Source organism: bacterium (genome assembly GCA_028821235.1).
Lineage (GTDB): Bacteria > Actinomycetota > Acidimicrobiia > Spongiisociales > Spongiisociaceae > Spongiisocius.
Map to the genome: position 1 here is coordinate 48,627 of JAPPGV010000028.1, position 8,615 is coordinate 57,241.

Genomic DNA, 8,615 nt, shown 5'->3' on the forward strand with positions numbered 1-8,615 from the left:
GTGAGACATGTCCGAGATCCGACTTACGTCCTTCTCGCCGGGCGGCGGTTGAGCGTCCAAGCTCGGCGCTGACGAGCTGGCGCAGGTCTTGCGCCCTCTAAGAACTCACCATGCGACGTCCCATTCCGACCTCCTGGTGGGAATCGCCACTTCCGACGATGCGGGCGTATTCCGCCTGGACGACGACCGCGCGCTGGTCCAGACGGTGGACTTCTTCACCCCGATCGTGGACGAGCCCTACGACTGGGGACGGATCGCGGCCGCCAACGCACTGTCGGACATCTACGCGATGGGCGGGCGGCCGCTTACGGCCCTCCAACTGGTGGGATGGCCCCGGTCAGCGCTGCCGCTCGAGGCATTGAGCGAGGTCATGGCCGGCGGGGCCGACGTGATGGCGGAGGCCGGGGTCACGATCACGGGTGGGCACTCGATCGACAACGAGGCACCTGTGTACGGGTTCGCGGTCACCGGAACGGTATCTCCGGGCCGGGTCGTGACCAACGGCACCGCCCGACCGGGCGACCTCGTAGTGATCACCAAACCCCTCGGAACCGGTGTCGCTGCTTCCGCCCTCATGGCCGGGTTGGCCGATCCTGCCATGCGGAGCGCCGCGGTGGAGACCATGGTTGCTCTCAACGGGCCGGCCTCCGCGGTGATGGTGGAGGCGGGTGTGACGTGCGCCACCGACATAACGGGCTACGGGCTGGTGGGTCACCTCAGGGAGGTAACGGCCGTCTCCGGGGTGTCGGCGCGGCTCGACATGGATTCGGTTCCGGTGCTGGCAGGGGTAGCGGATCTGATCGAGGCGGGGGTGTATCCGGGCGGTATCCTGCGGAACCTGGAGACCGTGCAAGCCTCCCTCAGGACTTCTCGGAGCAGGACGGAACAGAAGATCCTGGCGGATGCCCAGACCAGCGGAGGCCTGCTGATGGCGGTTCCCGCGCTCCGGTCGGGCCGGCTTCTCGAGGAGCTCCGGCGGGTTGCGCCCGCGGCTACGGTCATAGGCGAGTTCACGACCGCCGGCGGAGAACCCGTGATCGAGGTGGTATGACCGACGGGGCGGATGGCCTGCAGCGTCTCCGGATGATCGCCTCCGGCCTGTCGATCGGGGGTCTGCAACGCCACATGTTTCTGTGCGCCCAGCAGTCGACGCCCCGCTGCTCGACCTACGAGGAGAGCAAGGCAGCGTGGACGCAGCTGAAACGGACCACCAAGGCCCTCGACATCGCCTCGGCGCCGCCGAAGTGGCAGGCCAACTTCTCGCGGCCGCCGACGCCGGTGGAGCCGGGCAAAGGGACGATCCTCAGATCCAAGGTGGACTGCCTGCGCATCTGCGAGCGGGGACCGATCGCGGTGATCTATCCGGACGGGGTGTGGTATCACTCGGTGGCCGGCGAGGTTCTCGACCGGATCGTCCACGAGCATCTGGTGGGGGGCCGAACAGTCGACGAATACGTATTCGCGGTGGACGACCTGTCGGCCCCCTCCTGAGCGTGATGCGTCTCCGTGTAGCCGTCCCGGTCATCGCACTGGCCTTGGTGGTCTCGGCCTGCTCCCAGCGTTCGCCAGAGCTTCCACCGGTCGATGTCCCCGCCGAGGTCGTTCCTGACCTCGTCAACCCGTCTGATGTCGACAGGATGTTCCCGCTCGGTCGCGGTTGCCTGCTGGCGGTTGGAAGCGGCGTGCGAGTGCTGGACGTGGTGGACGGTACGGGTGCCTCGGATGCGCTGCGGCCCGGTGACATCATGACCTCGGTTGATGGCACACCGGTCAGCTCCCGGGAGATACTGCTCCAGGTGCTCGAGGACCGGCGGGTAGGGGAGCGAGTGGTCGTGGAGGGAACTCGAGTCGGAGCCCCGTTCAGCGCTTCGATTGCCCTCTCTCCGGTTCGCGGTCAGACGGGACGGGCCATCCTCGGCGTCATCACCGAGACCAAGCTGGAGGCCGTTCGGCCCACGAGCCTCTCCGAAGCCGTGGTCGACGATCAGTTGGCCCGTCCGGTCATCGTGGACGGCTGGATCTACCGGTACGTGCCGCTGGGCGCTGTCTGGACACCCTATCCGGGGACTCCCGCCGAGCATATGGCGGAGTTGGGCTCCGACATCTACGCCGTGGCAGCCGTGGAGCCTCTCTCCCTGGTCCGGGTGGGGGACGAGGAGCCCATCGCCATCGATCCCGGGCCGGTCGTTTACGAGACGCCGGTAGGTCCGCTCGAGGTGGTGGCTTCCGGATTCGACGAGGTCGTGGGATCGGTGGGAGGGTTGCTGCTCATAGCCGGGGAGGCGGAGGCCGGGCCGGGAGACACCGCCGCGGCGGTCCACGCGGTCGATCCGGTGAAGGCGACGGTGGAATGGATCCGCCCCTTGGGCCTGTCGGATGAGGGGAATCAGTTGGCTGCCGTTGATGCCTACCGGAGCCCGTCCGGTGATCGTGCGTTGGTTGCGCTGGCCGAGTATGACGAGGAAGGCGGCAGCGGGTTAGAGCTGTTCAATTACTACCTGGTGGACGAGGAGGGCGAGGGGACGGTGGGTCCTCCCGGCATCGATCAGTTCTTCCCCACCGACGGGGTGACCGGCTGGTACGACGACGACTCTCTCATCTACCTGGTCGACGTCGAGGTTCCTCAGATAGTCCTGTGGTCGTTGGGCACCGGCGAGCACACCCTGCTGAGGGCCTATTCGGCTGAAGAGGCATTCAGTCTGCGCACGGCCCTTCCGGTAGGGGACGGAGAGCACATTGTGGAGGTGCGTGACGGCGAGGTGTTCCTGGTTGACGTGGACCGTCCCGAGCTCACCCGCCTGATTTCCCGGGGATGCCGGCACGAGCCTGTGGAAGGCAGGAGCCTGGGCTAGTGGTCTGTCTCCGCAACAGCCAGGTGTGTTCTGGCTGCCATCGGTGTCCCGTCGCTGCGTTCCGCTTCCTCAACGTACCGCTGCGGGTACGCCTTCGTCAGCGGGCCTTGCGAGGAACACCGCTGCCGACGCCATACCACACCGCCATTACACAGACAGACCACTAGTCGGTGACCGGGCTACTCGGTTTTCTCGGCGTCTACGGTCTCGGGTTCCGGGGCTGTGGCCGGGAGGCCTCCGTTGCCTTCCACAACCTCCGGAGCTGCCAGACCGAGGGCGGAGCGATGATCGTCCACGGTCACCGCCGCGAACCCGACGGGATTCTCCTTGGTTATCACCCCCGCTTCGAGGCCGATGATCTCGGCAACCTCGTCACCCGAGATGGTCTTCTTCTCCTGGAGACGGACTGCCACGTTGAACACCGCCGCCTTGTGCTGTTCGAGCATCTCGTAGACTTCGTCGTAGAGCCGCTGAAGCCTCCGCTCCACCTGGGAGGCCATGGTCTTGGCTATCTCGCCACTCGGGTCGGGCGGCTGGTCGAGTGCATGGCGGGGCATACCGGCGCTCGAAGCGATATTGTCGCCCATTCCCCAGACCCCGATCATGCGGCTCTCGATAGTGGTTGCGTTCCGGAGATCACCCCCTACCCCCATCGAGTTGTCGCCCTTGAAGAACATGCGCTCTCCGGCCAGGCTGGCCAGCGACACCTTTATGTCCACCTCCAACTCGGTCTTCCATTGGACGAACCGGTCCTCGAGGGAGATGTATGAGACGAAGCCGCCGACATCACCGCGGCGCTCGATGGTGGCGACATCGACGTTGGCGTGGGACTTGAGAAGGTGGGCGGCCACCGCGTGGCTGGACTCGTGGATGGCGACGGCGAACTCTTCGCGCTCCACGTACTCGAAACCTTCGGCCGGGCCCATTTCCTTGAGGGTCTTGGCCTTCCAGATGTCATCCCACCCGATGATGTCGCGGTCAGCTCGCTGGGCCAGGATGAGGGCCTCATTGACCAGGTCCTTGATCTTGGCGCCGGAGTAGTACGGGGTCTTGGCAGCGAGCTCCTCGATCTGTTCGTCGGTGATGTCGTGGCTGACCTTGGCCAGATAGCCCTCGAACGTGCGAGCACGGCCCTCCTTGGTCGGGAATCCGACCTTGTAGATCCGGTCGATCCGTCCCGGACGTAGCAGCGCCGGGTCGAGCACGCTGGGCAGGTTGGTGGCCATCATGATGAAGATGCGGTACTTGGGTGGAGGCTTGGGCTTTATCCCGAGCGCCTTGCGGGCCTTGTTGGTGATCCCGCGAGGCTTCTTCAGCCCGGATATCTCGGTCAGGAGGGCTTGGAGGGTGCCCATACCGCCGCCTCCGCCGCCCATCATCATCACCCGGTTGATCCACGTTCCGGGAAGGCCTTCCGCTTCGCCGGAAGCCGGACTCGTCCGGGCCGTATCCCCTTCGATGATGCTGAGGGACTGCGGGCTCAGGTAAAGGGAAGCGTTGCAGCCCATCCCGGCGCTGAGCGGTGTGGTGGGTTGTGGCGGTCCTCCTCCCTGGGCGAGGGCGCCCCGGTTACCGAGGGCGTCGGCCTCGTCGAAGAAGACCACCACGCCCCCATGGCGCAGGGCCAGCTTGCGGAGCTTCCGGAACAGACCCTTCACCTTCAGGATGCCGACCCCCATGAACATGGCTTGGAAGGCGCCGGGATCGACGAAGACGAAGGGGAGGCCGACCTCACCCGAGGTGGCCTCGGCGATGAGCGTCTTCCCTGTTCCCGGGGGGCCCCACAGCAGGATTCCGCCGGGCACATAGCCACCCTTGGCCTCGATCTCATCCGGCTTCTCGAGGAACCCGACGTTCTCCCGGACCAACTCGAGCACATGGTCCTGACCCCAGACATCGGAGTACCGGGTCTCTATCTCTTCCGGCATGATCGTGTCGACGCCCCCTCGGGACAGGAACCAGAAGAGGGCGGCGAATTGCATGATCAGGAAGAGGGGATAGAACAGGAACATGATGAACTGCTGCAGGTTGCGGGCCAGGATGCGGGGGAGTTGGATCACCGCCTCGACCGGTCCGTTCACGTCGGCCACGAAGTAGTCCACCACCGATCCCAGGATCAGCAGGAAGATCAGGATCCGGACGTAGCGGCCGAGCCGGAAGCGGGTCCACGGCTTGAAGCGTCGGTGAGCCTGGCGTTCTATCCCCCCGAAGAACCCTTGGGCCCAGAACCGGTTGTAGCGGGCCCACTTCTCCGAGACGTAGTAGTGGATCTGGCGGAGCAACTCGATGGGCAGGGCGATCATCAGCACCCGACCGAATGTCTCGTTCCAGGTGTCCCCGAAGGCCTGGCCGAAAGTGGTGAACGGGGCGGTGACCTTGGCGCTGATCAGGATGCCGAGGAAGAACAGGATCAGCACCACGAACTTGATGCGATCCCACGTAGGGGAGCGCCTGCGGACGTCTGTCTTCATAATCGGCTTCCTTATCGCCGGGTGTTCACGATCCACGACTCGACCGCCGCCACGATGTGCTCACCCTCCCGGGCGAAGCACTCCAGGGAGCAGCCCGCTGCCATCGAGTACAGCTCGGTGGCCTGCGGATTGGTGACTGCCAGCACGTAGACGAGCCCCTGGCTCTGCCCGTCCTGGGCGGTGAGCCCTACCGTGGCGCCGATGCCCTCGAAATCCCTCCCGAACGTGAAGTCCCACGTGTCGATCTCCACTCCCTGGCCCGGGTTGGTGACGTCGTAGGCCGAGACCGCCATCAAGCGGCGTGAGAGCAGGTCCTTCTCCTCCGGGCTGATCTGGCGGATTATCTGGGCTCCCACCGGGAACGGGGAGGTTGCCGCATCGAGGGACAGGTTGTTCAGGTCGCGTCCTGCGGCGCCGTCGAACGCCACGAAGCTGATCGGCCGGTAACCACCGATGTCCGGCACGAACGGCACCGGAGCGATCTGGGACAACTCGTCGGCCCGGTAGAGGTTCCAATTCCTGGGCAATTCGAAGAGGGACCGATTCTCCGCGTCCCGGTAGACGGTGATGTCGGGATCGCCCCCGCCGCACGCGGCCAGCAGCATGGCCCCGACCAGTACAAGGATCGCGATCCTCGAGTGCGCTTTCATGGGTCTTGCTGTCCTCGCCGTAAGACGCCGTCTGGGTATTCTACGCTAGTGGTCTGTCTACGTAACGGCTGGTTGTTTGGCAGACAGACCACTTTCGCGTCTGTCTATGTAACGGCGTTAGAGCACGCCTGGTTGTTTGGCAGACAGACGACCGGGAGGAGCTAATGGGGCCGCGTGCGACCCCCTCAGGCTCAGCGGAGATCGATTCGAGAGCGTTGTGATCGTGCCCCTCGTGACCTTGCTGGCCCACCACCCCTACGACACCGTTCTGGGCTTTTCGATCGCGCTCGTGGGGATAGTCCTGATCATGTGGGCCGAGAGGAGGGCAAGGGCGCGGCGCCAGGACGAGGACCGCCGACCCGCGCCTCCGGATCGTCAACCGGCCACCGGCGGGTCCCGGCCACCGGCGGACTAGCACGCACATGGTTGCTTAGCAGACAGGCCACTGTGGTCTGTCTGCGGATTGGCGGTGTGGTGTGGCGTCGGCAGCGGTGTTTCTCGCCAGGCCCGCTGACGAAGGCGTACCCGCAGCGGTACGTTGAGGAAGCGGAACGCAGCGACGGGGCGCCGCTGGCCGCCAGAGCACCCGGTTGTTTCGCAGACAGGCCACTAACATCCCCGCCGATGTCCGACGCACGTGTGGCCGCTATCGGCGAGATACTCGGAGGCGCTCCCGACCATCTGGTGGAGCGATCGGCGGAGGCTCGCGCGGCGGCACAGGGGACAACGGTCGACGAGGTGCTGAGTGCCTGGTCCGGTGGGGCGGCATTGGCCCCTGCGGTTCCACCTCCGGCATCCGACCCGGTCGCGATGGAGGCCGAAGCGCCTCCGGCGCCGGCTGATCCGACCCCTCAAGAGGCACCGCAGGCTGCATTCGAACCGGTAGCCGTTGCGGCGTTTGAAGTTGTCGAGGAAGAAGTAGAAGAGATCGAGCCGATAGATCCGGCGCCGTTGGCAGATCGGGTTCGCCTGGGCGCCAAGGTGGGAGCTGCTTTCGGCGCAGTCCTCGGCTTGGTGTCGTTCGTGGCGATGGCTCCGCTGATGCTGCCCCGACTGTCGGAGGCCACCGCGGACGGCGCCCCGGCCGGTGAGGTCACCTGGACCTACGTAGCCGCCACCGGCGTGGTCTGGCTCGTGGCGGGCGCCATAATCAACGTGGCCTCACGGGGGATGGGCCGGTTCAGGTCGCCGGCCTACGACACGGAGACCAGTTGGGTCGGTTCGGTGTTCTCGGGGGGTTTCGTGGGTCTGGTGGTCGGCGCCGCCTTCGGGGGCGTTCTGTATGCCACCGGCGAGGCCTCCCTGTCGGGGACGCAACTACTCGCCGTCAGCCCTCTCTCGATCATGTGGATCTGGTTGGGCTGGACGGTGCTGGGCGCGCTGATCGGCGGGCTCGGCCAGGCCATGGCGCAGCCGGCCGCCCTGGTCGGTACCGAGGCGGAGGAGGCCCGCGAGGTCCGGAAGCGCCTCACCGACGGGTTGGCCATGCCGGTGCTCGCGACGCTGGTCATCGCGGTGATCGTCGTCTCCTTCGGGTCCCTGCTCCTTCGCTATTCCGGGTTCGCCCCGCTGATAGCCATCCTCGTTTCCATCGGGACGATCGGGTTCGCGGCGCTGATGTCGTCCCGTCCCAACCTCCGGGTCACCAAGGGAGAGTTCTTGGTGGCGGCGGCCGGGGTCGGGGTGGTCCTGACGATGCTGGCGCTGATCGCCGCCGCGGTCTCGGGCGACGGTCATGAGGAGGAAGCCGGCGATCCTGCCGACCACGCACTGGAGTACGTCATCACCGATCCGGCCGGCCACTAGCCCGGACGGATGCCGGACCACGGCTCCATCATCCCAATAGTAGGAGCAGGCCCCCGATCGTGAAGACGATCATCGCCGCCAGCATCGGATACTGGGACCGGATCGCCATCTCCGGGGGGAATCTCTCCAGGGCCCGGTCATGGGCCACCAGCACCGCCACCATGTGACCCACCGCGATGGCTGATGTCTGGGTCCATGCGATGGCGCCGGTCGACAGGATCGTGTAGTCGACACGCCATCCGGCCGTGCCGAACAGGTTCCATCCGAGCCCGTATGGATCCGATGCCAGCCTGATCAGGTTCTGACCCTCGAAGACCAGGAAGCTGAAGTAGTGGGCCACGGTGTAGGCCACCATGATCGGGACCAGGGAGGGGCCGAAGAGGTCGCCCAACTCGTGTTCGGGCTCGCCGGTCATCCGGGCCATGGCCGCGATGGCCACGCGGTACAGCGCCATCACCACGCCGATCCCGAAGACCAACCCGCCGGTGTTCACGGCGGTCAGTTCCCATCCGGATCGGTTGGAGACGATGTCGAGCCAGAAGGAGCTACGCGAGAAGCCGTCGAAGGTGGTAGCGCCTATGACGACGAGAACGAGCCGCACGGTGGCAGGACCCATGCTCATTCCCGCCAGCCCGGTCACGGGGTACCGGAGCCGCAATGTTCCCTTATCGTCCTTGTGGAGGGGGGCGAGGGCGCCGATCGTGCGGAACAGGACGGAGAAGCCGTCAGCTCGCCCGGCCCAGGCCGGTCCGTAGTTCATCGCGCCCGCCACCAGCGCGATCGTGTAGAGCACCAGATAGGCGCCGATCGTCCGTGGCGCCGCACCCTGGTGGAAA

At 65.9% G+C, this 8,615-nt stretch carries 7 protein-coding genes and 1 pseudogene; 5 read left to right on the forward strand and 3 right to left on the reverse strand.

What is annotated here, in order from left to right; genetic code table 11:
- Positions 1 to 70 precede the first annotated feature (70 nt).
- The 3 genes and pseudogenes from selD (at position 71) to OXK16_03495 (ending at position 2,852) form a co-directional block, all read left to right on the forward strand.
- Positions 71 to 1,051 (forward strand): annotated as a pseudogene (gene selD / locus OXK16_03485) (selenide, water dikinase SelD).
- Positions 1,048 to 1,491, forward strand: a complete 444-nt coding sequence (locus tag OXK16_03490; GenBank protein ID MDE0375011.1) for a (2Fe-2S) ferredoxin domain-containing protein — start codon at positions 1,048 to 1,050, stop codon at positions 1,489 to 1,491. The pseudogene selD and the gene OXK16_03490 overlap by 4 nt, the downstream one beginning before the upstream one ends.
- Positions 1,492 to 1,496: 5 nt before the next feature.
- Entirely contained in the window at positions 1,497 to 2,852 is a 1,356-nt protein-coding gene (locus tag OXK16_03495; GenBank protein ID MDE0375012.1) for a PDZ domain-containing protein, read from the forward strand.
- A 179-nt stretch (positions 2,853 to 3,031) separates the two neighbouring features.
- On the opposite strand, the gene OXK16_03500 is transcribed toward OXK16_03495, so the two are convergent.
- Positions 3,032 to 5,323 (reverse strand): AAA family ATPase, encoded by a 2,292-nt coding sequence (locus OXK16_03500; GenBank protein ID MDE0375013.1) that lies wholly within the window; start codon positions 5,321 to 5,323, stop codon positions 3,032 to 3,034.
- Between the two features lie 11 nt (positions 5,324 to 5,334).
- Entirely contained in the window at positions 5,335 to 5,973 is a 639-nt protein-coding gene (locus tag OXK16_03505; protein MDE0375014.1) for a hypothetical protein, read from the reverse strand.
- A gap of 223 nt (positions 5,974 to 6,196) precedes the next feature.
- On the opposite strand from OXK16_03505, the gene OXK16_03510 reads away from it, so the two are divergent.
- Both OXK16_03510 and OXK16_03515 read left to right on the forward strand, forming a co-directional pair.
- Positions 6,197 to 6,388 carry a hypothetical protein gene (locus OXK16_03510; protein MDE0375015.1) on the forward strand — a complete coding sequence of 64 codons (192 nt, stop codon included), beginning with the start codon at positions 6,197 to 6,199 and terminating at the stop codon, positions 6,386 to 6,388.
- 209 nt (positions 6,389 to 6,597) lie between these two features.
- Entirely contained in the window at positions 6,598 to 7,779 is a 1,182-nt protein-coding gene (locus OXK16_03515) for a hypothetical protein (protein MDE0375016.1), read from the forward strand.
- 28 nt (positions 7,780 to 7,807) lie between these two features.
- On the opposite strand, the gene OXK16_03520 is transcribed toward OXK16_03515, so the two are convergent.
- On the reverse strand, positions 7,808 to 8,615 hold an 808-nt coding region (locus OXK16_03520; GenBank protein ID MDE0375017.1), incomplete at its 5' end, for a hypothetical protein.

Excerpts from the sequence above, each read along its gene's own strand:
- OXK16_03490 (MDE0375011.1), top strand. The coding sequence starts at position 1,048 with ATGACCGACGGGGCGGATGGCCTGCAGCGTCTCCGGATGATCGCCTCC.
- OXK16_03495 (MDE0375012.1), top strand. The coding sequence starts at position 1,497 with ATGCGTCTCCGTGTAGCCGTCCCGGTCATCGCACTGGCCTTGGTGGTC.
- OXK16_03500 (MDE0375013.1), bottom strand. The coding sequence starts at position 5,323 with ATGAAGACAGACGTCCGCAGGCGCTCCCCTACGTGGGATCGCATCAAG.
- OXK16_03505 (MDE0375014.1), bottom strand. The coding sequence starts at position 5,973 with ATGAAAGCGCACTCGAGGATCGCGATCCTTGTACTGGTCGGGGCCATG.
- OXK16_03515 (MDE0375016.1), top strand. The coding sequence starts at position 6,598 with ATGTCCGACGCACGTGTGGCCGCTATCGGCGAGATACTCGGAGGCGCT.